General features: G+C 69.9%; 24 protein-coding genes and 1 pseudogene. 20 read left to right on the top strand and 5 right to left on the bottom strand.

Annotation, left to right across the window (positions count from 1 at the left end):
- Positions 1–229 precede the first annotated feature (229 nt).
- Positions 230–1204, top strand: coding sequence for a hypothetical protein (locus tag ABG085_RS07865; RefSeq protein WP_347978840.1), 975 nt, complete (start codon positions 230–232; stop codon positions 1202–1204).
- A 141-nt stretch (positions 1205–1345) separates the two neighbouring features.
- Here ABG085_RS07865 and pknB read toward each other — a convergent pair whose 3' ends face one another.
- Both pknB and ABG085_RS07875 read right to left on the bottom strand, forming a co-directional pair.
- Positions 1346–3298 carry a Stk1 family PASTA domain-containing Ser/Thr kinase gene (gene pknB / locus ABG085_RS07870; RefSeq protein ID WP_347978841.1) on the bottom strand — a complete coding sequence of 651 codons (1953 nt, stop codon included), beginning with the start codon at positions 3296–3298 and terminating at the stop codon, positions 1346–1348.
- Between the two features lie 82 nt (positions 3299–3380).
- Positions 3381–4613, bottom strand: a complete 1233-nt coding sequence (locus tag ABG085_RS07875; protein ID WP_347978842.1) for a LysM peptidoglycan-binding domain-containing protein — start codon at positions 4611–4613, stop codon at positions 3381–3383.
- Positions 4614–4834: 221 nt separating this feature from the next.
- Between ABG085_RS07875 and ABG085_RS07880 the strand changes: the two genes are divergently transcribed.
- Positions 4835–5185, top strand: coding sequence for an Rv2175c family DNA-binding protein (locus ABG085_RS07880; RefSeq protein WP_347978843.1), 351 nt, complete (start codon positions 4835–4837; stop codon positions 5183–5185).
- A gap of 78 nt (positions 5186–5263) precedes the next feature.
- Here ABG085_RS07880 and ABG085_RS07885 read toward each other — a convergent pair whose 3' ends face one another.
- A complete protein-coding gene (locus ABG085_RS07885; RefSeq protein ID WP_347978844.1) occupies positions 5264–6358 on the bottom strand; it encodes a polyprenyl synthetase family protein in 1095 nt (364 codons plus the stop codon).
- A 63-nt stretch (positions 6359–6421) separates the two neighbouring features.
- Between ABG085_RS07885 and ABG085_RS07890 the strand changes: the two genes are divergently transcribed.
- The 10 genes from ABG085_RS07890 to ABG085_RS07935 all read left to right on the top strand — a co-directional run bounded on the left by ABG085_RS07890 (position 6422) and on the right by ABG085_RS07935 (position 17562).
- Positions 6422–6787: a DUF3040 domain-containing protein gene (locus tag ABG085_RS07890; protein WP_163620261.1), complete on the top strand. Its 366-nt coding sequence runs from the start codon at positions 6422–6424 to the stop codon at positions 6785–6787.
- 198 nt (positions 6788–6985) lie between these two features.
- On the top strand, positions 6986–7417 hold the full coding sequence (gene mraZ, locus ABG085_RS07895) for a division/cell wall cluster transcriptional repressor MraZ (RefSeq protein WP_163620259.1): 432 nt from the start codon (positions 6986–6988) through the stop codon (positions 7415–7417).
- Positions 7418–7539: 122 nt separating this feature from the next.
- A complete protein-coding gene (rsmH, locus tag ABG085_RS07900; RefSeq protein ID WP_347978845.1) occupies positions 7540–8508 on the top strand; it encodes a 16S rRNA (cytosine(1402)-N(4))-methyltransferase RsmH in 969 nt (322 codons plus the stop codon).
- A complete protein-coding gene (locus tag ABG085_RS07905; RefSeq protein ID WP_347978846.1) occupies positions 8505–9131 on the top strand; it encodes a hypothetical protein in 627 nt (208 codons plus the stop codon). Before rsmH ends, ABG085_RS07905 begins: the two co-directional genes overlap by 4 nt.
- Before the next feature lie 48 nt (positions 9132–9179).
- A complete protein-coding gene (locus ABG085_RS07910) occupies positions 9180–10964 on the top strand; it encodes a penicillin-binding protein 2 (RefSeq protein WP_347978847.1) in 1785 nt (594 codons plus the stop codon).
- A gap of 41 nt (positions 10965–11005) precedes the next feature.
- Positions 11006–12418: a UDP-N-acetylmuramoyl-tripeptide--D-alanyl-D-alanine ligase gene (murF, locus tag ABG085_RS07915; protein ID WP_347978848.1), complete on the top strand. Its 1413-nt coding sequence runs from the start codon at positions 11006–11008 to the stop codon at positions 12416–12418.
- Positions 12415–13527: a phospho-N-acetylmuramoyl-pentapeptide-transferase gene (gene mraY, locus ABG085_RS07920; protein WP_347978849.1), complete on the top strand. Its 1113-nt coding sequence runs from the start codon at positions 12415–12417 to the stop codon at positions 13525–13527. Before murF ends, mraY begins: the two co-directional genes overlap by 4 nt.
- Complete coding sequence (gene murD, locus ABG085_RS07925) at positions 13524–15077, top strand: UDP-N-acetylmuramoyl-L-alanine--D-glutamate ligase (RefSeq protein WP_347978850.1); 1554 nt, start codon at positions 13524–13526, stop codon at positions 15075–15077. Before mraY ends, murD begins: the two co-directional genes overlap by 4 nt.
- The gene (ftsW, locus tag ABG085_RS07930; RefSeq protein WP_347978851.1) at positions 15028–16302 is read left to right on the top strand and encodes a putative lipid II flippase FtsW; all 1275 of its coding nucleotides are present in this window, start codon (positions 15028–15030) and stop codon (positions 16300–16302) included. Before murD ends, ftsW begins: the two co-directional genes overlap by 50 nt.
- Positions 16303–16464: 162 nt before the next feature.
- The gene (locus tag ABG085_RS07935) at positions 16465–17562 is read left to right on the top strand and encodes a glycosyltransferase (RefSeq protein ID WP_347978852.1); all 1098 of its coding nucleotides are present in this window, start codon (positions 16465–16467) and stop codon (positions 17560–17562) included.
- Here ABG085_RS07935 and ABG085_RS07940 read toward each other — a convergent pair.
- Complete coding sequence (locus ABG085_RS07940) at positions 17548–17922, bottom strand: GntR family transcriptional regulator (protein WP_347978853.1); 375 nt, start codon at positions 17920–17922, stop codon at positions 17548–17550. The genes ABG085_RS07935 and ABG085_RS07940 overlap by 15 nt on opposite strands.
- Positions 17919–18836 (bottom strand): hypothetical protein, encoded by a 918-nt coding sequence (locus ABG085_RS07945; protein WP_347978854.1) that lies wholly within the window; start codon positions 18834–18836, stop codon positions 17919–17921. The genes ABG085_RS07940 and ABG085_RS07945 overlap by 4 nt, the downstream gene beginning before the upstream one ends.
- Before the next feature lie 115 nt (positions 18837–18951).
- On the opposite strand from ABG085_RS07945, the gene murC reads away from it, so the two are divergent.
- The 8 genes and pseudogenes from murC to lspA form a co-directional block, all read left to right on the top strand.
- Positions 18952–20424 carry a UDP-N-acetylmuramate--L-alanine ligase gene (murC, locus tag ABG085_RS07950; protein WP_347978855.1) on the top strand — a complete coding sequence of 491 codons (1473 nt, stop codon included), beginning with the start codon at positions 18952–18954 and terminating at the stop codon, positions 20422–20424.
- Positions 20425–20430: 6 nt separating this feature from the next.
- On the top strand, positions 20431–21573 hold the full coding sequence (locus tag ABG085_RS07955; RefSeq protein WP_347978856.1) for an FtsQ-type POTRA domain-containing protein: 1143 nt from the start codon (positions 20431–20433) through the stop codon (positions 21571–21573).
- 169 nt (positions 21574–21742) lie between these two features.
- The gene (gene ftsZ / locus ABG085_RS07960) at positions 21743–22894 is read left to right on the top strand and encodes a cell division protein FtsZ (RefSeq protein ID WP_163620240.1); all 1152 of its coding nucleotides are present in this window, start codon (positions 21743–21745) and stop codon (positions 22892–22894) included.
- Between the two features lie 19 nt (positions 22895–22913).
- Positions 22914–23600, top strand: coding sequence for a YggS family pyridoxal phosphate-dependent enzyme (locus tag ABG085_RS07965; RefSeq protein WP_347978857.1), 687 nt, complete (start codon positions 22914–22916; stop codon positions 23598–23600).
- Positions 23601–23632: 32 nt separating this feature from the next.
- A complete protein-coding gene (gene sepF / locus ABG085_RS07970) occupies positions 23633–24097 on the top strand; it encodes a cell division protein SepF (protein ID WP_347979142.1) in 465 nt (154 codons plus the stop codon).
- A 9-nt stretch (positions 24098–24106) separates the two neighbouring features.
- A complete protein-coding gene (locus ABG085_RS07975; protein WP_163620236.1) occupies positions 24107–24406 on the top strand; it encodes a YggT family protein in 300 nt (99 codons plus the stop codon).
- Positions 24407–24544: 138 nt separating this feature from the next.
- Positions 24545–25117, top strand: coding sequence for a DivIVA domain-containing protein (locus tag ABG085_RS07980; protein ID WP_347978858.1), 573 nt, complete (start codon positions 24545–24547; stop codon positions 25115–25117).
- Positions 25118–25120: 3 nt separating this feature from the next.
- Positions 25121–25651: pseudogene (lspA, locus tag ABG085_RS07985) on the top strand (signal peptidase II); the annotation flags it as partial.
- Between the last annotated feature and the right edge of the window lie 73 nt (positions 25652–25724).

The following is a 25724-nucleotide window of genomic DNA, read 5'->3' on the forward strand; positions in this document are numbered from 1 at the left end:
GGCCTCAGCGCGCGAGACTTCACGAATGTCGCGGTCTGGCCGTGGGTGAGCAACATCTGTGAAGTCTCGACCGCGCGGGTGCGACCCCGACCGGGCCTCAGGCCGCGCGAGACTTCACGAATGTCGAGGGTTGGGCGTGTTTGAGCGACATTTGTGAAGTCTCGGGCTCGGGCGCGGGGGCTGTGGACAAACTCGTCGGCCGCTTGGCGGATCGCGTGAAGATCGGTGGATGCCGCAACCGCCGTCTCCGTTGCCCTTCCCGCTGTCGGGGGGACCGTTCCGCTACTCCGAAGCCAAGGTCGCCGGCATCGGGCGCGGCAGGCTTCGGGCGGATGACATCGACCACCCGCATCATGGGCTGTACGCGCCGACCGCTGCCGACGACATCGTCGCCCGGTGCGAGAACCTCGTCCCGCTGCTTGGGGAGCACGCCTGGTTCAGCCACCTCACCGCCGCGCGGCTCTGGGGCATGCCGCTGCCGTTCGCGTGGAAGGCCGACGAGTCCCTGCACGTGCTGACCCTTGCGGCCGCGCCTCCGATGCGCCGACGCGGGGTCATCGGCTGGGAGACCAGCCACACCGAGACGCCCCGCGAGATGATGGGCCTGATTCCCCTGGTGTCAGCATCCGAGGTGTGGGCGCAGCTCGCGGTGCCCGGTTCGACCGGCGTCGACCCTGAGACCGGCGCGAAACGGAGGCTGTCTCGCGAGTGGCTCACCGCCGTGGGCGACTACCTGCTCACAGGGCCGAAAGTCGACGGCACGCGGCATCCGCTCTGCACGGTCGCGGAGCTGACCGAGTCGGTGGCACGACGTCGGCGCGCCCGGGGCGTGGTCGACTTGACGTGGGCGCTGGAGCTGGTTCGGGCGCCCGTGCACTCGCCGAAAGAGACCGAGATGCGACTGGGTTTGGTGGCCTGCGGTCTGCCCGAACCCGATGTACAGGTGCCCGTGATGACGTCCGCGGGCCTGCGGCATGCCGACCTCGGCTACCCGGGCGCGCGGCTGCTCCTTGAGTATCACGGCGATCAGCATCGGACGGATCGCGTGCAGTGGCTTGAGGATCTCACTCGGCGGCAGCTCTTCGAAGATGCCGGCTACCGCGTCATGGAGGTGGGTGCGGCGGACCTCAAGCCGAACTGCCACGCGTTGGCAGCGCGCGTTCGCCGCGCGCTCGACGGGAGCGCCTTCGCCGCGCCCGCGTAGCACGGGCGCCCGCCCTCGATGGCCGAGACTTCACGAATGTCGCCGCGGGGCGCGAAATGCGGACATTCGTGAAGTCTCGGCGGGCAAGGCTGCTGGCGCAGGCATCGCTGTTGGTCCCGCGCGACCGTGCCGGTGGACCGGTCAGCCCGTGACGGTGAGCTGGATGTATACGCGCGTGCCGCGGACCTGGAACTCTCCTGCGGCCGGATCGGATGCCGTCACCTCGGTGATGTCGTTGGGCACGACGCCGAAGAACGCGGCGTAGTCGACCTGGAATCCTGCGGCTTCGAGCTTCTCGATCGCCTCGTCCCGGCTGTCTCCGACGACGTCGGGAACCTCGAACAGCGGGGGACCGGTCGACACGACGAGGGTGACGGTGTCACCGGGCGCCCACGCCCGATCCTCCGGACCGTTGACCCCGATGACGCGCCCCTCTTCGATCGACTCGCTGGTGTCGGTCGCACTCTCTTCGGCGACGATCAGTCCGACACCCTCGAGCTCACTCCGGGCCGAGCCTTCGCTCTGGTCCACGACGTCGGGCACCGGGCCCACCGACACCGACAGGCGCGCGGTGTCGCCCTCGTGCACGACGCATCCGTCCAGGCAGGCGACGTCCTGCGACCCGTCCTCCGGTCCGCCGGCGGGGCGGATCGACACGGCGAGGACGATGTCGGGTGCCTGGTCGCTGAAGAACTCGCTGTTCTCGTCGACGGTCTGCACGGACTTCTCGCTCAGGACTGCGCGCGCGTCGGCTTCTGACATGCCGGCGAACGATGCGAAGGTCGCCTCAGCGGGACCGAGCGAGACGAACACGTTCACCTCGGTGTCCTTGTCGACGCGGGTGCCCTGGGGCGGGTTCGTGCGGATGACCTGTCCTGCGGCGACCTCGAGGCTGTTCTCGCCCTGTTGCACGGCCCGGAGGGAGTCCGCTGCGAGGATCTCGGATGCCTCTTCGAACGTCTTCCCCGTGACATCGGCGACGGCGACCAGAGACCCGGGTCCCGAGCTGAACCACCATCCGAGGCCGCCCGCGAGTGTCGCGAGCAGCAGCACGAGCACGATGAGCCAGGCGCCCCGCGAGCGGCGGCGCTGGGTGGCGCGACGAAGGCGACCGGCGTTGTCGACCTCGTCCATCGCGGTCGTGGGTCCGGTGGCGGTGCTGGGCAGCACGGCGGTGAGCTCGCCGGTGGGCGCGGTGTCGTCGCGCACGATGCCGATCGGACCGGTGCGTGCGACGACGGGGGAGACGCCCAGCTCGCGCTCGATGTCGCGCAGACGCTGCAGCATCTCGCGCGCGTCGAGCGGCCGCTCATCGGGGGACTTCTCCGTCGCCCAGAGCACCAGTTCGTCGAGGGGCTCGGGAACCCCGGGGTTCTTCACGCTCGGCCTGGGCACAGAGTCGGTCGCGTGCTGGAAGGCGATCTGCATCGGCTGCTCGCCCTTGTAGGGCTGCTCCCCGGTGAGCATCTCGTAGAGCATGATGCCGATGGCATAGATGTCGCTGCGCGCGTCTGCGGTGCCGCGGGTGACGAGCTCGGGGGCGAGGTACGCGATCGTGCCCAGCAGCTGCGCGCCCGACGCGGTGTTCGCGGTGGTGGCACGCGCCAGCCCGAAGTCGCCGATCTTGATGCGCCCGTCCTCGGCGAGGAGCACGTTCTCGGGCTTGACGTCGCGGTGCACGATGCCGGCCTTGTGTGCGGCGGCGAGGCCCGACAGCACGGCGTCGAGGATCGAGATCGCCTGCGGCACGGTCAGCCGCCGCTGCTCGCGCAGGAGTTCGCGCAGCGTGATGCCGGGGAGGTACTCCATGACGAGGTACGCCATGTCGCCGTCCTGGCCCTGGTCGAACACGTTGACCACGTTCGGGTCGGCCAGGCGGGCGGCCGCGCGGGCCTCCTGGATGAACCGACTCTGGAACACGGTGTCGTCGCTCAGATGACCGTGCATCACCTTGAGCGCCACACGGCGCTCCAGACGCAGATCTGTCGCGACGTAGACGGTCGCCATGCCCCCTCGGGCGATGCGAGCACGCACCCGGTACCGGCCGTCGACGAGACGGCCGATCAGCGGGTCCGTCTGCTGACTCGTGCTCACGCTGAGAGTCTACGGACGCGGGCCTGCGAGGATGCGGAGCGCCTCACCTCACGAGATCGTAATGTGACGGTTCCGCATCCACTCACCCGAGTGCCGCGAGCCACGCGTGCGCCGGCGCCTCCCACTTCGCGTACGCGTCGGGGTATGCCGAGATCTGCACGGCCTGCGCCGCCTGCGTGAACGTCAGGGACTCCCAGCCGGGGATGTCGCGCAGGCCGCGGGTGCGCGAGCCGTTGGGGTCGCCGGACCCGCCGAAGAAGGCGCGGGTGGCGCGTGCGGCATCCTGAACCTCCGCCTCGGTGCCCCACCCGTGGCTCGGGCGCTGCTGGAACAGGCCGAGCGAATCGCGGTCGCCCCACGTCACGTTGCGCAGCGAAGACTCCTGCATCGCGGTGCCGAGGGCGATCGCGATGGCGCGGTCCGACACGCCCAGCTCCCGACCGATGCGGACGATCAGCTGCGCGTTGCCGACCTGCTCGGCGGTCAGCCCGGGGACGGAGGGGGCGGATGCCGGGATCTTGAGTGTCTGGCCGGGGTAGATGATCGAGGACCAGCCGAGCCCGTTGGCCGAGAGCACGGCGTTGACGCTGACGCCGTAGCGCTTCGCGATCCCGCTGATCGTGTCGCCTGCGGCGATCGTGTGCGTTCCGGCGGCCGGCGCGCTCGGGGCCGGAGCAGGGGCCGGCGCGGGCGCCGGAGCAGGGGCGGGAGCGGATGCAGCGGGCGCAGCCGCACCGGGAACCGTGAGCGTCTGGCCGGGGTAGATGATCGATGACCAGCCCAGCCCGTTGGCCGACAGCACGGCGTTGATGCTCACGCCGTGACGCTTGGCGATGGCGCTGATGGTGTCTCCGCGCTGGACGGTGTACGCGCCGCCGGTCGGCGCCGGTGCGGGGCTCGCCGGCGCGGGCGCGGCGGCGGCGGCGCCGAGTTTCAGCACCTGGCCCGGGTAGATCGTCGACGACCACCCCAGTCCGTTGAGTGCGAGCACGTCACCGGTGCGCAGCCCGAAGCGCGCGGCGATGCGGCTCACGGTGTCTCCGCGCTGGACGGTGTAGGTCGCGGGTGCGGCCTGGGCTGCCACCCGGGCGACGGCCGCGGCGGCCGCGCCCGAAGCGGCGGCCGGGAGGGGACCAAGCGTGCGGGGTGCCGATGCGGTCGCCGGCTGGGGCGCCGCCCCGCGAATGCCGGTCGGCGTGTCGGCCGCCCGGACGGCGTCCAGTGCGCCTGCGCCCACTGCGGTGACCGCCTGCGGTGTCGCGGCCTGCGCGGGAGCGGCTGAAAGCGTCAGCGCGATCGAGCCGGCGACGGCCACCGGGACTCCGGCGATCAGCGCCCGCGACGGGCCGGCGCTGCGATGGACGGTATTCCTGGTACTCCGCACCTGTCGCACGAGTTCCCCCCTCAGTCGACTTCGAAAAACCGTGTCACGGAAGTCGATTGGTGTCAACGGGTGCTATAAGACGAGGCTGGTGTGACCGGAGTGGCCAGAGTGAGAGCACGTTCGGTCCGAGGTCATCTGAGATAGTTGTCTTCGTGACATCTGACGACGCTCCCCGCTTCGAGACCGACTGGCTCACCCTTCCCGACCTCGTGGAAGTGCTCGGCGAACCTCTCGGCCGCGTGCGTCGGATGCTCGACGAGTTCCAGCTCGTCGGGTCGAAGCGCGACGGCGTCCTGAAAGTCCCCTCCGTCTTCATCGTCGACGGGCATCCGCTGCCGTCGCTGCGCGGCACCGTGTTCGTGCTCCACGATGCCGGCTTCTCGGACGACGAGGCGATCGACTGGCTGCTCAGCCCCGAAGAGTCCATCGGCATGCCGCCGATCGAGGCCCTTCTTGCGGGTCGCAAGAGCGAGGTGCGCCGGGTCGCACGCACGGTGGTCTGAGCCGGCGCAGCGGAGCCATCAGCGGGCGCAGTCGAGCCGGCGCCCGCGGCGATGGCCAGTCGCCCTGCGGGCCGGTGCTCAGGTCGTGCGAACCGTCGCGGCGCGGGCGAGATCGCGCAGCTCGCCGACCGCGGCATTGCCGAGGCGTGCCCCCGACAGTGCGCGGTCGGCCTCGCGGGCGTAGTCGGCGATGAGGCCCTCGATGCGGTCGAGCGCCCCGGTGTCGACGATCGTCTGCTGCAGTGACGCGATCTGCCCGGCGTCGAGGTCGGGCTGTCCGATCATCTCATCGACGATGCGTCGTGCTCCGGGAGGGAGCGCCTCACGGGCGTACGCGACGAGCACGGTGCGCTTTCCCTCGCGAAGGTCATCCCCCGAGGGCTTGCCGGTCGCCGACTCGTCGCCGAAGACGCCGAGCACGTCGTCGCGCAGCTGGAACGCCATGCCGAGCGGATGCCCGAACGCGGCCAGGGCGGCCGCCTGAGCGGCATCCGCTCCCGCGAGGGCCGCGCCGATCGCGAGCGGCTGCTGCACGCTGTACCGCGCGGATTTGAAGGATGCCACGCGCAGTGCCCGCTCGGCGTGCCGCTCGTCGGGCTCGGTCGCGAACGCCGATTCCTCCGCGATGTCGAGGAACTGGCCCAGGGTGACCTCGCGGCGCATGATGGCGTACTCTCGACGCGCCGCAGCCGCGCGCTCGGGCGTGGTCTCGGCGAGCCCCTCCTCGAGGAGGTCGTCGCTCCAGGCGACGAGGAGGTCGCCGAGCAGGATCGCACCCGATCGACCGAAGGCATCGGCGTCGCCGAGCCAGCCGGAGTCGCGGTGCCCGGTCTCGAGCGCGCGGTGCGCCGCGGGGCGGCCGCGGCGGGTGTCGGAGTTGTCGATGAGGTCGTCGTGGACGAGAGCGGCGGCGTGGAACACCTCGAGCGCCCCGGCTGCCGCGACGACCGACCGCGGAGCGCTGCCGGCAGGCGTCGACGCCTCCTCCACAGCCCTCCACCCGGCGATGCAGAATCGCCCTCGCAGGCGTTTGCCGCCTGTCGCCGCATCGGCTGCGGCGGAGACGAACCGCGCCGCCTCGGCGCCGGCATCCATCACGTCCTCGCGCTGAGCCGAGATGAACATGTCCACTCGCTGGGAAATGGCTTCGATCGGTTCTGCGGGCGCGGACACGGGCCTAGCCTAGTGAGGAACGGCACGCGTACAATCGAGCCACCGAAGTACAGAGGGGGATGCATGCCACTCTCCGAACAGGAGCAGCGCCTGCTGGACGAGATGGAGCGCCATCTCATGCGCAACGACGCGGATGTCGTCAGCGCGCCCCGCGACGGACGCACTCTGAGCTATCGCAACATCGTCTACGGCACGATCCTCGTGCTGCTGGGGCTCGGCGGTCTGATCGTCGGGGTCTCGCAACAGCTGATCGTCGTCGGCGTCATCGGCTTCGTCGTGATGCTGGGCGGAGTCCTCCTCGCCGTCACGCCGGGCCGCGGTCCCGGCAAGATGCGCGTCGAACCCGACCGACCTGCAAAACCGCAGAATGCCTCGTCGTTCATGGATCGCATGAACGACCGGTGGGACAAACGGCAGGGCGAGCGCTGAGCGTCGACGCCGGCTGAGTCCGCACGAGAAGCACCGACCTTCGGGTCGGTGCTTTTTTGTTGCCCGAAGACCACCTCGAATCCCATGCCCGCGGCCGTACAGGAGCGGATTGTCATCGAATCGATAGCAAAGTGGAGGAGAGTGGAGTAAAGTGGCGGATAACCCGGGGGGGCCGGACGAAGGGGGTGTGATGTACCGATGCTTTTGGGCACGCACACACCCAAGCTCGATGACAAAGGTCGCGTCATCCTCCCGGCGAAGTTCCGCGACGATCTCGGTGGGGGTGTCGTCGTGACGCGCGGGCAGGATCGCTGCCTGTACGTGTTCAGCGAGAAGGAGTTCGAACGGGTGCACGACCGCATCCGCGAGGCTCCGCTCGCCAACAAGCAGGCGCGCGACTTCCTGCGCATGTTCCTCTCGGGTGCCAGTGCCGAGAAGCCCGACAGTCAGAACCGCATCACGATCCCCCCTCCGCTGCGCGCATACGCCGGCCTGGAGCGCGACCTCGTCGTCACCGGCGTCGGCGCCCATGCCGAGATCTGGGACGCCACGGCATGGAACACCTATGCCGAGGCCAACGAAGAGACCTACGCCGAGCTGGAGCAGGAGGTGATTCCGGGCCTGTTCTGAGGCTCTTGTTCCCTGAGCCCTGACTCCCAGCCGCTCCCGCCCTGTCGCCACTTCCCCGGTGCCAGGTCAGAGCGGATGGGGATCAGGACCCAGGGCACAAGACCCCAGAGGCCCCGACGACCATGAACCTGCGCGACATCCACACCCCGGTCATGCTCGAGCGCTGCATCGAGCTGCTGGCCCCCGCCCTCCAGCGCGAGGGCGCCGTCTTCGTCGATGCCACGCTCGGCATGGGCGGCCACTCCGAGGCGTTCCTCGAGCGCTTCCCGAACCTGCACCTGGTCGGTCTCGACCGCGACACCGATGCGCTGCGCATCGCGGGGGAGCGGCTGGCCCGCTTCGGCGATCGCATCACGCTCGTGCACACCGTCTACGACGGGATCGCGGATGCCGTCACCTCGAGCGGTTTCGCCGCGGCAGACGGCATCCTGTTCGATCTCGGAGTCTCGTCGCTGCAGCTCGACGTCGCCGACCGCGGCTTCGCCTACGCGCAGGATGCCCCGCTGGACATGCGCATGGACCAGTCGGCGGGCACGACCGCGGCCGACATCCTCGCCACCTACGGCGAGGGCGACCTCAGGCGCATCTTCGAGCGCTACGGCGAGGAGAAGCTCGCCGGCCGCTATGCCCGGGCCATCATCGCCGCCCGCTCGCAGGCGCCGATCGAGCGGTCGGGTCGGCTGGTCGAGATCCTGCAGGCGGCGACGCCCGCCGCCGTGCAGCGGGCGGGCCATCCCGCCAAGCGCGTCTTCCAGGCGCTGCGCATCGAGGTCAACCGCGAGCTGTCGGTGCTCGAGCGCGCCATCCCCGCGGCCCTGGACATCCTCCCGGTCGGCGGGCGCATGGTCGTGCTGTCGTACCAGTCCCTCGAGGACCGGCTGATCAAGCGCGCCTTCGCCGAGGCATCCGCATCCACCGCGCCCGCGGGCCTGCCCGTCGAGCTCCCCGAACATGCCGCCAAGTTCCGACTGCTCGTCAAAGGCGCCGAGCTCGCCACCGAAGAGGAGCGCGCGGTCAACCCGCGCGCGACACCGGTACGCCTGCGCGCCGCTGAGCGCGTCAGGCCCGAGCACGCAGGAGGTGCGTCATGAGCACGATCGCGAACGCCACGACGGCGGCCGGCTTCTCGGGATCCGCCGTGCGCCGACCCGTCGGCAGCGCCGCACCTGACCGAGCGGATGCCCCGCGCCGGCGTCTGCAGGTCGTCGATGCGCCGGCGCGGCGGCGTCGACCCAAGCTCTTCTACGGGATCGTCGCGGTCATGGGGGCGTTCCTCATCGCCGCGGCGCAGATGTCGCTGTCGATCATGACGACGCAGGGCACGTACGAGATCGCGGCCCTGACCAAGGAGCAGCGCGACCTGACGTACGAGAAGCAGATCCTCTACGACGACGTCGCCGGACTGAGCTCGCCGCAGTACCTCGCCGCGAACGCCGCCGCACTCGGCATGGTGATCAACGAGGCGCCGAGCTACCTGCGGCTGAGCGACGGCGCGATCCTCGGCCCGTCGGAGGTGGCGATGGGATCTTCGTCCGTCGACGCGATCGGCCGAGGTGCGGTGGCCAACGCGCTCATCACGGACACCCCGCTGGTCACGGTGCCGGACGCGACCATCGACGGCGTCCCCGTGGACGTGGGCGAGGTGCCCACCGGCGGAGTCGGCGACACTCCGCCGCCCCTCACCGACGGACTGCCCACCCCGAGCACACACTGAACCGACGGCAGCCGATACGAGAACGCGAGATCAGAGCACGAGACGGACATGACGACACGAAGCACGAGAAGTCCCCGCCGCCGCACCGTCGTGGCTCTCGCCGTCGTCCTGGCCGTCCTCGCCGGCTTCATCGTGCGACTCGTCGACATCCAGGTCGTGAACGCCGACGACCACGTCAAGGATTCGCTCGACACCGCCTTCGCCGGACAGCAGAAGCTGTACGGCGCACGCGGCACGATCATCGACGAGACGGGTCAGACACTGGCAGGAAGCATCCTGCGCTACGACTGCCAGCTCGATCCGCTTCTCCTCACGCAGACCGATGCGGACGTCCTCGCGAAGAAGTCGAAGTCGCGCCTCTGGGCGGACGTGTCGAACGACGTGGCAGAGATCACCGGCCAGACCCCCGAAGAGGTGCGCACGATCGTGGGCACCGCCCTCGCCGAGGACCCGGGAACGCGGTACGCCAAGCTCCAGAACGGCGTGTCGACGGAGCAGTTCCGCGCCCTGGCCGACCTCAAGATGCCCTACATCACCTGCAACTCCCATCCCGCGCGCGCCTACCCGGACGGGGCCGTCGCCGGCAACCTGGTCGGATTCATGGGAACCGACGGTGAGGCTCTGGAAGGGTTCGAGCAGTCCCAGAACGACTGTCTGGCGGCGACCAACGGCGAGCGCCTCTACGAGCGCGGCAAGGACGGCGTCGTCATCCCGGGCACCGAGACCGAGACCCCGGCGACGGACGGCGGCACGCTGGAGCTGACGATCAACCGCGATCTGCAGTGGTACCTGCAGCAGCTCATCGCCGAGCAGACGCAGAACATGGCCGCGCAGCACGGCTCGATCCTCGTGTACGAGGTCAAGACCGGAAAGGTGCGGGCGGCGGCGGAGTACCCGACCGTCGACCCCAACGACGTGGACGCGACCGCCGCGGACGATCGCACGAGCCAGATCCTCCGCGGGACGTTCGAACCCGGGTCCACCTTCAAGGGCCTGACGGCGGCGACCGTCATCGACGCGGGGGGACAGTCACCGGATTCCACCGTCGTGGCGTCGGGGCTGGAGAACTTCCCCAACGGCGCGCGGGTGCGTGACTCCTTCCAGCACCCGGCGCACACCTACACGCTCACCGGCGTGCTGATCGACTCGTCGAACGCCGGAATCTCGAAGTTCAGCGAGAAGGTCGACAATCAGACCCGCTACGACTACTTCCAGCGCTTCGGCATCGGTCAGGGCGCGTCGACCGGGTACCCGCAAGAAGCGAACGGCCTGATCCACCCCGTGGAGGAGTGGGGCGCGCAGACGGCGTACAACACCTCGTTCGGTCAGGGCGTCACCACGACGATGCCCGAGCTGGCGCGTGCCTACGGCGCGATCGTCAACGGCGGCGTCAGGATGCCGCTGCAGATCGTCGAGTCGTGCACCAAGCCCGACGGCACGGTGATCGAGCCGGAACTCGCCGAGCCGGAGCGCGTGATCAGCGAGAGCACGTCGGCGCAGATGCGCGAGATGCTCGAGAACGTGTTCCTGCAGGCCCCCTACGCCAAGACCGTCGAGATCCCCGGCTATCGGATCGGCGGGAAGACCGGCACCGGCGAGAAGTCCGACGGCAACGGCGGGTACAAGCAGGGCGTCTACTACACGACGATGGTGGGCTTCGCGCCGGCCGACGACCCGCAGTACGTGGTGGTCGTCACGCTGGACGAGCCGACGAAGGTAACATCGTCTGCGGCCAACGCGACGGCGTTCCAGAAGGCCATGACCCAGGTTCTCAAGACCTACCGCGTCATGCCCTCGACGACGTCGCCGGAGCTGCTGCCCAAGTTCGGGTAGTCCTGTGCCGGATTGCTGCTGAGGGCCGGAGTACCCCCAAGATGATCGCGCTCACCATCGCCCAGATCGCCCACGCCCTCGCGGGCGAGGCGCACTTCGCCGACGGCGACACGCCCGACACGCTCATCTCGGGAGCGGTCGACACCGACTCCCGGCTCATCGCCCCGGGCGGCGTGTTCGTCGCCAAGCCGGGCGATGAGACCGACGGGCACCTCTTCGTCGAGGCCGCGGTCGAGAAGGGCGCGGCGCTGGCGATCGTCGAGCGCCGCGTCGACGCCCGCGTCACGCAGATCGTCGTGTCCGACGCCGTCGCCGCCCTCGCCGACCTCGCGCGCGAGGTCGTGAAGCGGGTCCGGGATGCCGGTGTGCTTCGAGTGGTGGGCATCACCGGGTCCAACGGCAAGACGACCACGAAGAACCTGCTGGCCCGCATCCTCGAGGGCGAGGGCGAGACCGTCTCGCCGAAGGCGTCGTTCAACAACGAGGTCGGTGCGCCGCTCACGATGCTGCGCGTCACCGAGACCACGGAATTCCTCGTGAGCGAGTTCGGCGCGAGCGCGCCGGGCGAGATCGCGCGCCTCGCAGGCCTCGTCGACCCCGATGTCGGCGTCGTCCTCATGGTCGGCATGGCCCACGCCGGCGGGTTCGGCGGCATCGAGGCCACCTTCCACGCCAAGTCCGAGCTCATCCGGGCACTGAGCGCCGGGGGAGTGGCGGTGCTCAACGCCGACGACGCCCGCGTCGCCGCGATGGCCCCCATCGCCGCTGAGCAGGGCGCAGCCGTGCGCTGGTTCGGCCGCGGCCCCGCCGCCGATGTCCGTGCCGACGACGTCGTGGTGTCGGCATCCGGAACGTCCTTCACGGTGACCGCCGACGGCATCTCGCTGCCGCTCCGCCTACGCGTACTGGGCGAGCACCACGTCATGAACGCGCTCGCCGCCATCGCCGCGGCGACCACCCTCGGTGTCTCGCTCGCCGACGCGGTCGCGCGTCTCGAGACCGTGGAGATCGCCGAGCGGTGGCGCATGCAGCCGCTCGGGTCGGATCGCGTCCGCATCATCAACGACGCCTACAACGCGAGCCCCGACTCGATGTCGGCCGCCCTGCGGACCCTCGCCCAGATCACCGGTCCCGGGGAGCGCACCGTCGCGGTGCTCGGGGCGATGAGCGAGCTCGGCGAATACGCGGAGGAAGAGCACGACCGCGTCGGTCTGCTCGCGGTGCGGCTCGGCATCCAGCGCATCGTCGTCGTGGGCGACGCCGCGCGCCGGATGTACCTCGAAGCCGTCGCCCAGGGCTCGTGGGACAACGAGGCCGTCTTCTTCGCGACGGCCGACGAGGCTTTCGACTACCTGCAGGGTGAGCTGCGCGACGGCGACCGTGTGCTCGTGAAGTCGTCGAACTCGGCGGGACTGCGGTTCCTCGGCGATCGTCTGGGAGAATCGTTCTCGTGAGATCTCTCCTGACGGCGGCGGCGATCTCGCTGGCATTCACCCTCTTCCTCACCCCCGTCTTCCTGCGGCTGTTCCGCAAGTGGGGCTGGGGCCAGGTCATCCGCACGCCGGAGGACATCCGCAACCCGAATCACCACACCAAGCGCGGCACGCCCACGATGGGCGGCACGATCTTCATCGTCGGCACGATCGTCGGCTACCTCGTCGGCTGCTACGTGGGCAACAACCCCCCAACCGTCTCGGGCCTGCTGGTGATGTGGATGATGGTCGGGCTCGGCGCCGTCGGCTTCATCGACGACTACATGAAGGTCCGCCAGCAGAAGTTCATGGGTCTGAGTGGCTGGCGCAAGATCGTCGGTCAGGTCATCGTGACGGTGCCGTTCGGCATCGTCGCCCTGAACTTCCCCAACCAGTTCGACCAGACGCCGGCCTCGCCATACATCTCGGTGTTCCGAGATGTGCCGGTGCTCGGCTTCATGACGCTCGGGCTCATCGTCGGCTGGATCCTCTACCTGGCGTGGGTCACCTTCATCGGCGTGGCTTTCTCGAACAGCACGAACGTGACGGACGGCCTCGACGGCATGGCTGCCGGCGCCGGGATCTTCGTCATCGGCGCCTACAGCCTCATCGCGTTCTGGCAGTTCAACCAGGCGTGCTGGGGTGGCGAGGGACTCTCGGCGGCCGCCAAGGCCGCGTGCTACCCGACGCGCGACCCCTTCGACCTGGCCATCATCTCGGCGTCGTTCGTGGGCGCGCTCGTCGGGTTCCTCTGGTGGAACGCGCCGAAGGCCAAGGTCTTCATGGGCGACGTCGGATCGATGGCCATCGGCGGCGTCATCGCCGCGATGGCGATCCTCACGCGCACCGAGCTTCTCGCCGTGCTCGTCGCCGGCGTCTTCATCATCGGCCCCGGCTCGGTGATCCTGCAGCGCCTCTACTTCAAGATCACGCGCGGCAAGCGGCTCTTCCTGATGAGCCCGTTCCACCACCATCTCGAGCTCCGCGGCTGGTCGGAGGTCACCATCGTCGTGCGCATGTGGATCATCGCGGGCCTCCTCGCGGTGTCGGGCGTCGGCTTCTTCTACGTCGAATGGCTCTCGCGCACATGACCTCGGAACGCCTGTCCACCCTCACCAGCTGGAACGCCGACTGGAAGGGGCTGCGGGTCGCGGTGCTCGGGATGTCGGTCACCGGCTTCTCCGTCGCCGACACGCTCGCCGAGCTCGGCGCCGAAGTGCTCGTCGTGACGGAGAGCGCCGAGGAAGAGTACGAGCGCCTGCTGCCGGTCATCGGGGCGCGGCTCTGGACCGGCGGCCTCGACGCCGTGCCGGCCGAGCTCGCGGACTTCGCGCCCGAAGTCATCGTGGCGTCGCCGGGCTTCGCGCCGCGGCATCCGGTCATCTCGTGGGCACGTGAGCACGACATCGCCCTGTGGGGTGACGTCGAGCTCGCGTGGCGGGTGCGCGACAAGGTGGTGCGGGCGGACGGCACGCCCGCGGACTGGATCCTGATCACGGGCACCAACGGCAAGACCACGACCACCCGACTCACCGCGACCATGCTCGTCGCGGGTGGGCTGCGGGCCGCCCCCGTCGGCAACATCGGCACTCCCGTGCTCGACGCGGTGCGCGACCCCTCCGGCTTCGACGCGCTCGTGGTCGAGCTCTCGAGCCACCAGCTCTGGTACCTCGGGCTCCAGGACTCGCCCGACCCGGTGTCACCGTGGGCGGCGGTGTGCCTCAACCTCGCCGACGATCACCTCGAGTGGCACGGCTCGTTCGACGCCTACCGCGCCGCGAAGGCGCAGGTGTACGACAACACGCGCGTCGCGTGCGTGTACAACAAGGCGGATGCCGCGACCCAGCGCATGGTCGAGGACGCCGAGGTCGTCGAGGGGGCGCGCGCGATCGGCTTCGATCTGGGCGTGCCGGGTCCGAGCGACCTCGGGGTCGTCGAGGGCATCGTCGTCGACCGTGCCTTCCTCGACGACCGGCGCACCAGCGCGCTGGAGCTCACCACCGTGGACGAACTGGCCACGAAGGGCCTCGCCGCTCCCCACATCGTCGCGAACATCCTGGCCGCGGCCGCGCTGGCGCGGTCGATGGATGTCGCACCCGCGGCGATCCGCGATGCCCTGCGCGGCTTCCGGCTCGACCCCCACCGCATCGAGGTCGTCGCACAGCACGAGGGCATCACCTGGGTCGACGACTCCAAGGCCACCAACCCGCACGCCGCGGCTTCGTCGCTCGCGGCGTACCCCGGCGCCGTCTGGGTCGTCGGCGGCCTGCTCAAGGGCGTCGACGTGTCGGAGCTCGTCTCGGGCCGGGGCGCCGGCACCAAGGCGGCCATCGTGATCGGCGTCGACCGTGCGGCGGTGGTCGCCGCGTTCGAGCGACACGCGCCCGCGGTGCCGGTGTTCCAGGTCGAGGCCGTTGAGACTGAAGAGGTCATGGCGCAGGTCGTCGAACTGGCGGCAGGGGTGGCGCGTGACGGGGACGTGGTTCTGCTCGCTCCCGCTGCGGCATCCTTCGACCAGTTCGCCTCCTACGCGGACCGTGGTCGCAGATTCGCTGCCGCGGTGAGGGATCGGATCGGAACGGGGGAGCAGCGTGACCACGACGCAGCCGCCGCGGACCCGGCAGACCCCGACGCCGCCTGAACCACCCGCCCGCCGCGGTCTCGCCGCCCGGGTGTCGCTCGGCCGCGTCTTCGCGCCGGTGCCCAGCGAGTTCCTGCTCATCGCCTCGACGGCGCTCCTGCTGACGGTCTTCGGGCTCGTCATGGTGCTGTCCGCGACGTCAGCGATCGCGACGTCCCGTGGGGTGGCACCCTGGGAGGACGTCATCAAGCAGGTCGCCTTCGCTGCGATCGGCATCCCGCTGATGTTCATCGCGAGCCGTCTGCCCGTCGCCTTCTGGAAGAAGATCGCGTGGCCGGCACTGATCTTCGGCGTCGCGTTCCAGCTGCTGGTGTTCACGCCCCTCGGCCACAGCGCCGATGGCAACCGCAACTGGATCACCATCGCGGGTTTCCAGGCGCAGCCGTCGGAGTTCCTGAAACTGGGGCTCGCGCTCTGGGTCGCGTACGTGCTGTTCCGCAAGCGGTCGCTGCTGACGAAGTGGCAGCACGTCTTCATCCCACTCGTGCCCGTGGCAGGAATGGCGATCGCGACCGTGCTCGCCGGTGACGATCTCGGCACGGCCATGATCCTCGTGCTCATCGTGCTCGGCGCGCTGTTCTTCTCGGGCGTCAAGCTGCGCATCTTCATCCTGCCCGCGATCGCGGCGGCGGCGGCTGTCGCATTCCTCGCGGTCACCAGCCCCGACCGCATGCGCCGCTTCATGAGCTTCCTCAACCCCAACTGCCTCGACGACTACTTCAACGACTGCTATCAGCCGTTGCACGGCATCTGGGGTCTCGCGAGCGGAGGCATCTTTGGGCTCGGCCTCGGAAACTCGCGCGAGAAGTACGACTGGCTCCCCGCCGCGGCGAACGACTACATCTTCGCCATCGTCGGCGAGGAGCTCGGACTCATCGGCTGCGCCGTCGTGCTCAGTCTGTTCGCCCTCTTCGCAGTGGGTGCGTTCCACGTCATCCGCAAGACCGATGACCCCTTCGTGCGGATCGCCGCCGGCGGTATCACCGTGTGGATCGTGGGGCAAGCGCTCATCAACATCGGCGTCGTCCTGCGCGTCTTCCCGGTGCTCGGTGTGCCGCTGCCGTTCATGTCGCAGGGCGGCACATCGCTCTTGTCGGTGCTGATCGCCGCGGGCGTGCTGCTGTCGTTCGCGCGGTCGCTGCCGGCATCCATCGCCCGTCGTGAAGCCGCGATCGCCGACGCCCGCGCTGCCCGCGAGCGCGCGAAGCTCCGCGCCGTCCGCTGAGCCGAGGCATCCGTCGCATTGCGTGCCGTGCGGTCACGTTCGGTGTGTGCCGGGGCTTGGGGCGCGCCGCGACCGCTCGGGGCGCGTGCAGTGCGCCCCGAACGGCCGCCGCGCGCCCCAAACAACCCGTGGGCCACGGGGTACGCCGGGTAGGCTCGGGGAGTGACGACGTACCTCCTGGCCGGCGGCGGTACCGCCGGACACGTCAACCCGCTCCTGGCCGTCGCCGATGCCCTGCGGGCCCGCGACCCCGAGGCCGAGGTGCTCGTGCTCGGCACGCGCGAAGGACTCGAGGCGCGGCTCGTGCCCGAGCGCGGCTACGAGCTGCTGTTCGTCGACAAGGTGCCCTTCCCGCGCCGCCCGAACCCGGCCGCGGCCGCCTTCCCCGCGCGGCTGCGCCGTGCGATCGCCCAGGTGAGGTCGCACATCTCCGCCCGCGGCGTCGACGTCGTCGTCGGCTTCGGCGGCTACGCGGCGGCGCCCGCGTACCTGGCGGCGCGCCGCGAGCGCGTGCCGTTCGTCGTGCACGAGGCGAACGCGCGTCCGGGGCTGGCGAACGTGCTGGGCGCACGCTCGGCTGCCGGCGTCGGTGTCGCCTTCGAGGGCACGCCGCTGAAGCGCTCTCGTGTCGTCGGGATGCCGCTGCGCCGCGAGATCGTCACGCTCGACCGCGACGCGCTCCATGCCGAGGCCGCCGCGCACTTCGGTCTCGATCCGGCGAAGCCGGTGCTGCTGGTGTTCGGCGGATCCCTCGGTGCGCAGCGCCTGAACGCGGCGTTCGGCGAAGGCCACGGCGCCGCCTGGCGCGATGTGCTCGACGCCGGCTGGCAGCTGCTCCACGTGACCGGCGAGCGTTCGGAGCTGCCCGACCCGGGCGTCACCGGCTACGCCGTGCGCCGCTACGTCGACCGCATGGACCTCGCCTTCGCGCTGGCGGACTTCGTCGTGTCGCGGGCCGGAGCGGCAACCGTCAGCGAGCTCAGCGCGCTCGGCATCCCGACCGTCTACGTGCCCTACGCCGTCGGGAACGGCGAGCAGGCGCTCAACGCCTCGTCCGCGATCCGCGCCGGCGCCGCGGTGCTGATTCCGGATGCCGAGTTCACCGGCGACCGTGTGCGCGCGGAGGTCATCCCGCTGCTGTCGGACGAGGCCCGGCGCGCCGCGATGGCGGAGGCGGCGGCATCCGTCGGCACCCGCACGGGCACCGAGAACGTCGTCGCGATGATCGACGAAGCGCTCCAGGATTCAGGACGCGGGTGACGCCTCGCTCCCACGCAGCGCGGCGGTGACGATCGCGAGGGCTTCGTCGGCGTCGAGGCGCAGGTCACGCACCTGGGCCGCGAAGGCGGCGGCGGCGCGCTGAAGCTGCTGACGTGCTGGGTCGGGGTCGAACGCGACGAACGTGCCGTTGCGACCGCGGGTCTCGATGACCCCGGATACCTCCAGCTCGCGGTACGCGCGTGCCACCGTGCCCGGTGCGATGCCCAGTTCTTCGGCCAGGCGCCGGACGGTGGGAAGCCGTTCGCCGGCGCCCAGCTCCCCGGATGCGACGGAGTCGACCAGGCCGGCGCGGAGCTGTTCGAACGGCGGGACGGGAGAGGACGGGTCGATGAGGATCATGCGGGGCTCCCTTCGGGGGCGACGGGCCGGCGGAGCCACTCGGGATAGAGGTTCGTGCGAAGCCGGCGTCCCGTGCTCGGGTAGATGAATGTGAGCGCGATGAGACCCCATGTGGGCACCTGGCTTGCGAAGGTGCTGAAGAGGACGTCTGCTCCGAGCCACAGGGCTCCCAGTGCGAGCGCGCACGCCAACCACGCGGACAGCGCCGCTGAGAGTCGGAGCGCACTGAGCGCGGTCGTGCGGAACGCGTCGTCCCATGCGAGTTCGAGAGTGTCGGAGGCCGGCTGCGGCTGCGTGAGCACGAGTCGTTCCACGGCCGGCAACGCTGCGAACACGACCACGCTGACGACCGCGGCGAACACTGCGGCGGCAGCGAATGCGTCGTCGACGCGCGCGGGCTGGCGAACCCATTGCAGCGCGAGCGCCGTGAACGCGAGCGCCGCGGCGACGGCGAGAACCCAGGGAAGCACCAGCCGGAACCGATCGAGGTAGTCGACCGCGCCGAGCGCCCGCGCGCGGGCGACTCGCGGTGCGTCGGGGGCGGGCCGGAACAGTCGCTCCCGGACGTTGACGACGGCCGAGGCGAACCCGGTGGCGACGAGCAAGGGGATGACGACGATGATCGGGAATGCCGGACTGGCGGCGACGGGAGTGAGCAGGAGCGGCGACAGGACCACCGTCGTCACGAGCATTGTGATCGCGGTCGTGAGGCTGCTGACGCGACCGCGCCGAGCCACCGAATCGCGGGTTGCCGTGGTGCCGTACGGTAGGCGCACGCGCAGGGAGAATCGGTCCGCACGCGCGTACGCGGATGTCTTCGACGACATTGCGACGACGAGTCCGATGCACAGCACCAGCATCGCCAGGAGGAATGCCCCGCTGAAAGCCCGCACGGTCTCTGGATCGATGTTCACGTCTCCTTTGTACGGGTTCTGTACCAATGTGTCAACACAAAGCCATGGGTGACAGCCGTGTGTGCCAGCGCGCCGGGGCCGCGGAGACCGTCACCCAACTTAGGATTGACGGGCCATGATCAGACCCGATCTCAGTCTTCCCATCCCCGACGACATCACCGCCGCCCACTTCATCGGAATCGGCGGATCCGGCATGTCGGGGCTCGCCCGCATGTTCCTCGAGCGCGGCATCCGCGTATCGGGGTCCGACCGCGCCGACAGCAAGGGGCTGCGCGAGCTCGCCGAGCTCGGTGCGACGGTCCACGTCGGCCACGACGCCGCGAATCTCGCCGATGACGTCGACACGGTCGTGCACACGGGTGCCATCTGGCCCGAGAACCCCGAGTTCCTGCTGGCCAAAGAGCGCGGTCTGCACGTGATCCACCGCTCGCAGGCGCTCTACTGGCTGATCGGCGGACGCCGGCTCGTGTCGGTCGCGGGCGCTCACGGCAAGACCACCTCGACGGGCATGATCGTCACGGCGCTGCGCGACCTCGGGGTGGACCCGACATTCGTCAACGGCGGCGTCATCGCACAGCTCGGCGTGTCGAGCGGAAGCGGGCGGGACGACCTCTTCGTCATCGAAGCCGACGAGTCGGACGGCACATTCCTGCTGTACGACACGTCGATCGCGCTCATCACCAACGTCGACCCCGACCACCTCGACCACTGGGGCACGCGCGACGCCTTCTACGCCGCGTTCGCCCGGTTCGCGAACGAGGCGCGCGAGGCGGTCGTGATCTCGTCCGACGACGCCGGCGCCCAGCTGGTGACGGCGCAGCTCACCCACCAGCACGTCGTCACGTTCGGCGAGGCAGAGGGGGCGACCGTGCGCGTCACCGACATCGTCACCGAAGGCCCTGTGTCGTTCCGCCTCACCCACGACGGTGTCACGGTCGATGCGCAGCTTCCCATCCCGGGCGCCCACAACGCGATCAACGCGGCCGGCGCCGTCGCGGTGCTCCTCACGCTCGGCCATGCGCTCGAGACGGCCGTGCGCGCCGTCGAAGGGTTCGCGGGCACGGTCCGCCGCTTCGAGCTTCACGGCGTCGAGCGGGGCGTGAGCGTCTTCGACGACTACGCTCACCACCCGACCGAGGTCGCCGCCGCCCTCGCCGCGGCGCGGACGGTCGTCGGCGACGGGCGCATCATCGCGATCCAGCAGCCCCACACCTACTCCCGCACGAAGGATATGTACCAGGAGTTCGCCGACGTGCTCGAGCGCTACGCCGACCACACGGTCATGCTCGACGTGTACGGCGCGCGCGAAGACCCCGTGCCGGGAGTGACCGGCGAGCTGGTGAGCGATGCCTTCGCCGACCCGTCGCACGTGCACTTCGTGCCCGACTGGCAGGAGGCCGCCGACTACACCGCGTCGGTCGCCCGCGCGGGCGACTACGTCATCACCCTCGGCTGCGGCAATGTGAACCTGATCATCCCGCAGGTGCTCGAGGCGCTCGGCCGCCCCGGCGGCGGCGCGACGAGCCCGGATGTCTTCACGCCCGCCCGGCCTTCCGGCCTGGCCGACCCGTCGAGTACCGCGAAGTAGGACCCCATGCGCCGCCCGTCGCCGTTGCCGCAGCCGCCGGTCGCCTCGCGCGCCCCGGCGCGTTCGGGTGCGCCGACTTCGCCGGCCGACGACCGCGAGGCCGATGACCACGGCGCCGACGTCGCCCCGGCCGACGACGACGCCATCGCGGATCGCCTGAGCGAGGACCGTCCGACCGAGGATCTCTCCTTCCTGCGTGATCGTACGCTTCGTCCGGCTGAACGCGCGCACGAAGTTCAGCCCGGCGGCTCGGACTCCGCCCCGGCAGACGGGAACGACACCGCCCCGGTGATCCCGCTCTCGTCGCCGAGCGCCCTGCCGGGCGCAGCTCCCACGGCGGACTCCGGACGGGCCTCCGCAGCTGCCGAGAAGACGGATGCCGGGGACGTCGGCTTCCGCGAGGTCTGGCGGGCATCGCGTGCCCGGCGCAAGGCGCTGCGCGCCGAGATCCGTCGCTTCACGGTGCGCCAGCGACGGCGGCGCGCCATCTGGCTCGGGGTCGCGGCATCCGTTCTGCTCCTGGCGCTCGGAACGCTCGGCGCGGCGTACAGCCCGCTCTTCGGTGTGGAGAGGATCTCGGTGTCCGGTGCGCAGCAGCTCGCGGCGGACGACATCTCGGACGCGCTGGCCGACCAGCTGGGCACGCCGCTGCCGCTGGTGGACGAGAGCGCCGTGAAGGCCGCCCTCGTCGCCTTCCCGTTGATCGAGACGTACGCGCTCGAGGCGCGACCGCCGCACGAGCTGGTGGTGCGGATCGTCGAGCGCACGCCGATCGGCCTGATCGAGTCCCGCGCGGGCTACACGCTCGTCGACGCCGCAGGCGTTGCGCTGTCGACGGCTGCGACGCCGAGCGCGGGCGTTCCCGTCCTCGCGATCACGGGCGGCATCGACTCCGACGCCTTCGTGGCGGCCGGACAGGTGATGCGGGCTCTGCCCGACGACATCCGCTCACAGGTGACGGAGGTGACCGCGTCGACTCCCGACGACGTGACTCTCACCCTCGGCGGGTCGAATGCGCAGGTCGTGTGGGGGAGTGCGGACCGCTCGGCGGACAAGGCGCTGAACCTCGCCAAGATGATGGCCCAGCGTCCGCCGTCGGACGTCACGACCTACGACGTGACATCGCCCGAGGTCGTCGTCGTCCGCTGAGCCTTCTCCTGACGGCCACTTCCAGGGCCGGATGCCGCGACACGCCGTTCCGTTGCGGCCGAGCGCGCGGTGTCCGCTTACTTTCGAGTCAAGGAATTGCATACCGGGCAATTCTTTATACCTCTACTAGAGGTTGAAGGTTAAAAGGTCCAGGGCTACGGAGGCCGGCATGAGCCAGAACCAGAACTACCTCGCCGTGATCAAGGTCGTCGGCGTCGGCGGCGGCGGCGTCAACGCGGTCAACCGCATGATCGAACTCGGCCTGCGCGGGGTCGAGTTCATCGCCATCAACACCGACGCCCAGGCGCTGCTGATGAGCGACGCCGACGTCAAGCTCGACGTGGGACGCGAACTGACCCGAGGGCTCGGCGCAGGTGCCGATCCCGAAGTGGGCCGACGCGCCGCCGAAGACCACGCCGAAGAGATCGAAGAGGCGCTTCGCGGCGCCGACATGGTCTTCGTGACCGCGGGCGAAGGCGGCGGCACGGGCACGGGCGGCGCGCCCGTGGTCGCGAAGATCGCCAAGTCGATCGGCGCCCTCACCATCGGTGTGGTGACCAAGCCGTTCTCGTTCGAAGGCCGCCGCCGTCAGCAGCAGGCCGAGACGGGCGTCGCCAAGCTCAAGGAAGAAGTCGATACCCTCATCGTGGTGCCGAACGACCGGCTCCTCGAGATCAGCGACCGCGGCATCTCGATGATCGAGGCGTTCGCCACGGCTGACCAGGTGCTCCTCGCCGGTGTGCAGGGCATCACCGACCTCATCACGACGCCGGGTCTCATCAACCTGGACTTCGCCGACGTCAAGTCGGTCATGCAGGGAGCCGGATCCGCCCTCATGGGCATCGGCTCCGCGCGCGGCGCGGATCGTGCCATCAAGGCCGCCGAGCTCGCGGTCGAGTCGCCGCTGCTCGAGGCATCGATCGAGGGCGCGCACGGCGTGCTGCTGTCGATCCAGGGCGGGTCGAACCTCGGCATCTTCGAGATCAACGACGCCGCGCAGCTCGTCAAGGAGGCGGCACACCCTGAGGCGAACATCATCTTCGGAACCGTCATCGACGACACGCTCGGCGACGAGGTGCGGGTCACCGTCATCGCGGCGGGCTTCGACGGCGGCGAACCGGAGAAGCGCATCGAGCCGATCGCGGCCGCACGCGTGGTCTCGACTCCGGCGGTGCCGGCCACCCCGGCCGACGAGGCGGCGAAGGATCGCGACGTCGTCGAGCAGGTGCCGGTCCCCGTCTCGGTCGGCGCGGTCACGGAGTCGTCGTACGACACGGCGTTCGGCGACGACGATCTCGACATCCCCGACTTCCTCAAGTAAGCGGTCGGCTCGCTCGGCCGTGGCAGATCTTCTCGCACGTCTCGCGGCGATCGATGAGCGGATAGCGGATGCCGCACGCGCGGCAGGCCGCGATCCGGCAGAGCTCACGCGCATCGTCGTGACCAAGTTCCACCCCGCCTCGCTCGTCGAGGAGCTCTACGCGCTCGGCGTGCGGGACGTGGGCGAGAACCGCCAGCAGGAGTTCAGCCGCAAGGTCGTCGAGGTGGGCGATCTCGCGGGCCTGCGCTGGCACTTCATCGGGCAGGCGCAGACCAACAAGGCTCGAGCGATCAGGGCTGCGGCATCCGTCGTGCATTCGCTCGACCGCACACGGCTTGCTGACGCGCTCGACGCGGCAGGCGAGCCGGGGGAGCCCCCGCTCGACGTGCTGCTGCAGGTCAACCTCACCGACGACCCGGGCCGCGGGGGCGTCGCCCCCGGCGAACTCGAGGCCCTCGCGTCGCATGCGGCCGCCCTGCCCTCTCTGCGCGTGCGCGGCGTGATGGCGGTCGCACCGCTCGACGAGCCCCCGGCGGCCGCATTCGCCCGGCTGAACGCCCTCGCGGGCACCGTGCGCGCGGTCGTGCCCGAGGCGGATTGGATCTCCGCCGGCATGACGGCGGACTTCGCCGAAGCGATCGCGGCGGGCGCGACACACCTACGCATCGGTTCAGCAATCACCGGCCCCAGGCCACAACGCGGTTAACCTCGGAACAGATGAGCACTACGGAGGATCAGATGTCGAACCCGCTCAAGAAGACCATGGTGTACCTCGGACTCGCAGACGAGGAAGAGGTCTACGAGGAGCCGGCTCCCCAGCCGCGTGCTCGCAAGTCGGAGCAGGTCGTCGACAAGCCGGCCGCTCCCATCACGCCGATCCACCGGCCCGCCGTCGTGCGCCAGCCGGCGCCGGCGACGATCAACGAGATCCTGACGGTGCATCCCAAGCAGTACCGCGACGCGCAGGTCATCGCTGAGAACTTCCGTGACGGCATCCCCGTCATCATCAACCTCTCTCAGATGAGCGACGCCGACGCGCGCCGCCTGATCGACTTCGCCAGCGGCCTGTCGCTGGGGCTCTACGGGCGCATCGAGCGTGTCACGAGCAAAGTCTTCCTGCTCTCGCCCGAGAACGTCGCCGTGTCGGGCGACGGGGCCGTTGCACAGGCGGATCCGGAGTCGGTTCCCTTCACGCAGCCGTAGTCTGGCTACGTGGCAGTCGTCCAGATCATCGCAGCGATTCTCAACCTCGCGCTGCTCCTCTATGTCTTCGTGTTGCTCGCGCGGCTGATCCTCGACTGGATCCCGTTCTTCAACCGCGAGTGGCGCCCGCGTGGCGCCGGGCTCGTGGTCGCCGAGCTCATCTACACCGTCACGGATCCGCCTATCCGGCTGTTCCGGCGCTTCATCCCGCCGTTGCGCGTGGGTGCCGTCGCCATCGACTTCGGGTTCGCGCTGACGATGCTGGGATGCTTCATCCTGCTCAGCATCACGCGCACGCTCGCGGGCTGAATCGGCGACCCGCTGAGAAGCGGGCTCCGCCTTCGACACTCCCAGAACCGATGACTATGCTTTGCTGATACGAACGGCCGCCAGCCGGCGGTCGCCCCGACATCGGCCAGCGACCAGACGCTCGAAAGAGGAATCACCATGGCATTGTCCCCCGATGACGTCGTCACCAAGCAGTTCCAGCACGTCCGCTTCAAGGAGGGTTTCGACCCCGACGAGGTGGACGATTTCCTCGACGAGATCGTCGTGGAGTGGCGCAAGGCTCTCACCGAGAACGAGGAGCTGAAGGCCAAGCTGGCGGCGTACGAGTCGGGTGCTGCACCCGCACGAGCCGCGGAGCCCGCTCCGGCTCCCGTCGCCGAGGCTGCACCGGTCGGCGGTGCCGCCCCCGCCGCGAGTGCGGGCATCATCGAGCTGGCCCAGCGCCTGCACGACGAGCACGTCGCCGAGGGCATCGCGCAGCGCGACCAGCTCATCTCCGACGCCAAGTCGCAGGCGGCTTCGATCGTCTCCCAGGCCGAGACCCGCGGCCGCGAAGAGCTCGCGAAGCTCGACCGCGAGCGCACCACGCTCGAGGGCCGCATCACCGAGCTCCGCAACTTCGAGCGCGACTACCGCGCTCAGCTGCGCAGCTACATCGAGGGCAAGCTGCGCGACCTCGAGACCACGGCGACGACGTCCGGCGCACAGCCGGTCTCGGCGCTGGGCCTCTAGGCCTTGACGCGTCGACCTCCCCTTCGTCAGGCGGCGGCCGGCACCATCATCGCGATTCTCGCGGTCCTGGTGCTGGCCGCCGACCAGTTGGCGAAGTACCTCGCGCTCGAGAACCTGCCGTTCCAGGAGCCGGTCGAGGTCCTCGGCGACTTCCTGAGCTTCTACCTCACGCGCAACCCCGGCGCCGCCTTCTCGCTCGGCGAGGAGGTCACGTGGATCTTCACGATCGCACTTGCCGCCGTGGCGGGCGTCATCGGCTGGCTGGCTGCGACGCGGGTGCGTTCGCGGCTCTGGGCCGTCACGCTCGGGCTTCTCCTGGGCGGCGTCCTCGGCAACCTCACCGACCGGCTCTTCCGTGACCCCGGGTTCGCCGTCGGGCACGTCGTCGACTTCATCAACACGCCGTGGATGTGGTTCTTCCCCGGCATGTCGCCGGCGATCTACAACATCGCCGACATCTTCATCGTGTGCGACATGATCGCGATCGCACTGCTGGTCCTCGTCGGCGTGCACATGGACGGCTCACGCGATCGCGGCCGTGACGACGATGAGACGCAGCCGAGCGCCGAGGGTGACCCGTCGGCGCCGGTCGGTGTCGTGGCGGGAT

The sequence above is a fragment of the Microbacterium sp. ProA8 genome, assembly GCF_039905635.1.
Lineage (GTDB): Bacteria > Actinomycetota > Actinomycetes > Actinomycetales > Microbacteriaceae > Microbacterium > Microbacterium chionoecetis.

What these genes read in the sequence shown, in the direction of transcription:
- ABG085_RS07980 (WP_347978858.1), top strand. Translation starts at nt 24,545, where the DNA reads ATGGCATTGTCCCCCGATGACGTCGTCACCAAGCAGTTCCAGCACGTC.
- murD (WP_347978850.1), top strand. Translation starts at nt 13,524, where the DNA reads ATGACCTCGGAACGCCTGTCCACCCTCACCAGCTGGAACGCCGACTGG.
- murF (WP_347978848.1), top strand. Translation starts at nt 11,006, where the DNA reads ATGATCGCGCTCACCATCGCCCAGATCGCCCACGCCCTCGCGGGCGAG.
- ABG085_RS07905 (WP_347978846.1), top strand. Translation starts at nt 8,505, where the DNA reads ATGAGCACGATCGCGAACGCCACGACGGCGGCCGGCTTCTCGGGATCC.
- sepF (WP_347979142.1), top strand. Translation starts at nt 23,633, where the DNA reads ATGTCGAACCCGCTCAAGAAGACCATGGTGTACCTCGGACTCGCAGAC.
- mraZ (WP_163620259.1), top strand. Translation starts at nt 6,986, where the DNA reads ATGCTTTTGGGCACGCACACACCCAAGCTCGATGACAAAGGTCGCGTC.
- ABG085_RS07940 (WP_347978853.1), bottom strand. Translation starts at nt 17,922, where the DNA reads ATGATCCTCATCGACCCGTCCTCTCCCGTCCCGCCGTTCGAACAGCTC.
- rsmH (WP_347978845.1), top strand. Translation starts at nt 7,540, where the DNA reads ATGAACCTGCGCGACATCCACACCCCGGTCATGCTCGAGCGCTGCATC.
- ftsZ (WP_163620240.1), top strand. Translation starts at nt 21,743, where the DNA reads ATGAGCCAGAACCAGAACTACCTCGCCGTGATCAAGGTCGTCGGCGTC.
- ABG085_RS07955 (WP_347978856.1), top strand. Translation starts at nt 20,431, where the DNA reads ATGCGCCGCCCGTCGCCGTTGCCGCAGCCGCCGGTCGCCTCGCGCGCC.
- ABG085_RS07890 (WP_163620261.1), top strand. Translation starts at nt 6,422, where the DNA reads ATGCCACTCTCCGAACAGGAGCAGCGCCTGCTGGACGAGATGGAGCGC.
- ABG085_RS07865 (WP_347978840.1), top strand. Translation starts at nt 230, where the DNA reads ATGCCGCAACCGCCGTCTCCGTTGCCCTTCCCGCTGTCGGGGGGACCG.
- ABG085_RS07910 (WP_347978847.1), top strand. Translation starts at nt 9,180, where the DNA reads ATGACGACACGAAGCACGAGAAGTCCCCGCCGCCGCACCGTCGTGGCT.
- murC (WP_347978855.1), top strand. Translation starts at nt 18,952, where the DNA reads ATGATCAGACCCGATCTCAGTCTTCCCATCCCCGACGACATCACCGCC.